This is a genomic window from Streptomyces sp. NPDC046727 (assembly GCF_040645635.1).
Taxonomy (GTDB): domain Bacteria; phylum Actinomycetota; class Actinomycetes; order Streptomycetales; family Streptomycetaceae; genus Streptomyces.
The window spans coordinates 1-2,828 of record NZ_JBEYYR010000086.1 but is presented as its reverse complement, the minus strand read 5'-3'; the positions used below and the strand labels follow the sequence as shown (position 1 = coordinate 2,828).

Below are 2,828 nucleotides of genomic sequence, written 5' to 3'. Positions count from 1 at the left end.
GGTGTCGATGTGGAGTGGGACCGGTTCTTCGCCGGTACCGGTGCCCGTCGTGTCGACCTGCCCACCTACGCCTTCCAGCGCGAACGCTTCTGGCTGGACGCTCCCGCGCCGCAGACCGGTGGCGCCTCGGACGACGCCTTCTGGGCCGCCGTCCAGAGCGGTGACCTCGCCGGTCTGCTGGGTGTCGCGGAGGACGCCGGGCTGGACGCCGTACTGCCCACGCTCGCGTCCTGGCACGACAGGGAGCGTGCCGACGCGGTCGTGGACGGATGGCGGCACAAGGTCCGCTGGACCCCGCTCCCCGAGGCCGGCGGCGCTGTACTGAGCGGCCGGTGGCTGCTCGTCGGCCCGGTGGGGGACGAGGCACTCGTCGCCGACGTCTCCACCGCCCTGCGCGAGCACGGTGCCGAGGTCACGCACCTGGCGCTCCCGCGGGACGCCGACCGGGAGACGACCGCCGAGCTGCTCCGCGGCACCGACGGCACCGGTCTCACCGGCGTGCTGTCCCTGCTCGCGCAGGCGGACCGCCCGGTGCAGGCCACCCTCGCCCTCGTCCAGGCGCTCGGCGACGCCGAGGTCACCGTGCCGCTGTGGTGCGTGACCTCCGAGTCCGTCGCCGTCGCCTCCACGGACGCCGTACCGGAAGCCGCCGTCGACGCGGCCGGCCTCTGGGGGCTCGGCCGGGTCGTACGCCTGGAGGCACCGGACCGCTGGGGCGGGCTGGTCGACCTGCCCGGCGCGCTGGACGAGCGGGCCCGCCGCCGGCTCGCAGCCGTCCTGGCCGGCGCCGAGGACGAGTGCGCGGTGCGCGAGAACGGCACCTTCGCCGCTCGTCTCGTACGAGCCGCCGACGCTCCCCGCCGCGAGTGGCGGCCCCGGGGCACGGTCCTCGTGACCGGCGGCACCGGTGCGCTCGGCGCGCAGGTCGCCCAGCGGCTCGCGGAACGCGGTGCGCGGCACGTGCTGCTGGTCAGCAGGCGCGGTCCGGCGGCCGACGGCGCGACCGAACTGGTCCGCGCCATCGAGGCCGCGGGCGCCACGGCGACCGTCGCCGCGTGCGACGTCGCCGATCCGGAGGCGGTCGCGGCCTTGCTGGCGCGGGTACCCGCCGACGCCCCGCTGACCGCTGTGGTGCACACGGCGGGCGTCCTCTCCGACGCCCCTCTGGACACGCTCACCCCGGACCGGATCACCGCCGTACTCCGGGCCAAGGCCGACGCCGCACGGGTCCTGCACGCCGCGACGGCCGGGCTCGACCTGGACGCGTTCGTGCTGTTCTCCTCGCTCGCCGGCACCCTCGGCAACCCCGGGCAGGCCGCCTACGCCGCCGCGAACGCCGTACTCGACACGCTCGCCGCGCACCGCAGGGCCCTCGGACTGCCCGGCACCGCCGTCGCCTGGGGCCCCTGGGCCGGCGGCGGCATGCTCGACGAGACCGTGGCGGAGCGGCTGCGCCGTGCCGGTGTCACCCCGCTCGACCCCGGGCACGCCCTGGTCGCCCTCGACCGTGCCGTGGCCGCCGCGGACGCGCACAGCGTCATCGCCGACGCCGACTGGACCGGCCTCACCGCCGGCTCCATGCTGGCCGAACTCTCCGGCCCGGCACCCGTGGAGGCGCCCACGGCGCTCACCGGCCCCGACCGCGAGCGCGCCGCACTGGACCTCGTCCGCTCCTGCGCCGCCGCCGTCCTCGGCCGCTCGGCCGCCGCGGACGTCGAACCCGACACCGCCTTCCGCGAGCTGGGCTTCGACTCCATGGCCGCCGTCCAGCTGCGCAACCGGCTCAATGCCGCCACCGGGGTCGCGCTCACCGCGACCGCCGTGTTCGACCACCCGAGCGCCCGCGCCCTGGCCGCCCACCTGCTCGCTCTGGCGAGCGGGGAGGGCACTGGATCGGCCGGCGCGACCGAACTCCCGAGTACGGCCGTCCGCACGGACGAGCCGATCGCGATCGTCGGCATGGCCTGCCGCTTCCCCGGCGACGTGACCTCGCCCGAGGACCTGTGGCGGCTGCTCGCCGACGGCGTGGACGCCGTCGGACCCATCCCGGCGGACCGCCAGTGGGGACCCACCGACGCCTACGCCGAAGGCGGCTTCCTGCGCGGGGCCGGCGAGTTCGACGCGGACTTCTTCGGGATCAGCCCGCGTGAGGCGCTGGTCATGGACCCGCAGCAGCGGCTCGCCCTGGAGACCGGCTGGGAGGTGTTCGAACGCGCGGGCATCGACCCGCACACGGTGCGCGGCACGTCCGTCGGCGTCTTCCTCGGCACCAACGGCCAGGACTACGTGTCGCTCCTCGCCGGCGCCACCGAGGCCCACGCGGGACACATCGGCACCGGCAACTCCGCCAGCGTGCTGTCGGGCCGCATCGCCTACGTCCTCGGCCTGGAGGGCCCGGCCGTCACGGTCGACACCGCGTGCTCCTCGTCCCTGGTCGCCCTGCACTGGGCGATCCAGGCGCTGCGCAGCGGCGAGTGCTCGATGGCGCTGGCCGGCGGTGTCACCGTCATGGCCACTCCGGGCGCCTTCGCCGAGTTCTCCAGCCAGCGGGGCCTCGCGGAGGACGGCCGCTGCAAGTCCTTCGCGGCGTCGGCCGACGGCACCGGCTGGGGCGAGGGCGTCGGCATGCTCCTGGTGGAGCGCCTGTCGGACGCCCGCCGCAACGGCCACCAGGTGCTGGCGGTCGTGCGCGGCTCGGCGGTGAACCAGGACGGCGCGTCGAACGGTCTGACCGCCCCGAACGGTCCTTCGCAGCGGCGGGTGATCCGGCAGGCGCTCGCGGCGGCCGGGCTGACGACCGCGGATGTGGACGCGGTGGAGGCGCACGG

Annotated in this window: 1 protein-coding gene; it reads left to right on the top strand. The window is 76.3% G+C overall.

Annotated elements, in window-relative coordinates; all coding sequences use genetic code 11:
• Positions 1 to 2,828, top strand: a 2,828-nt coding sequence (locus tag ABZ937_RS42700) for an SDR family NAD(P)-dependent oxidoreductase (RefSeq protein ID WP_361701066.1), incomplete at both ends; no start/stop codon positions are given.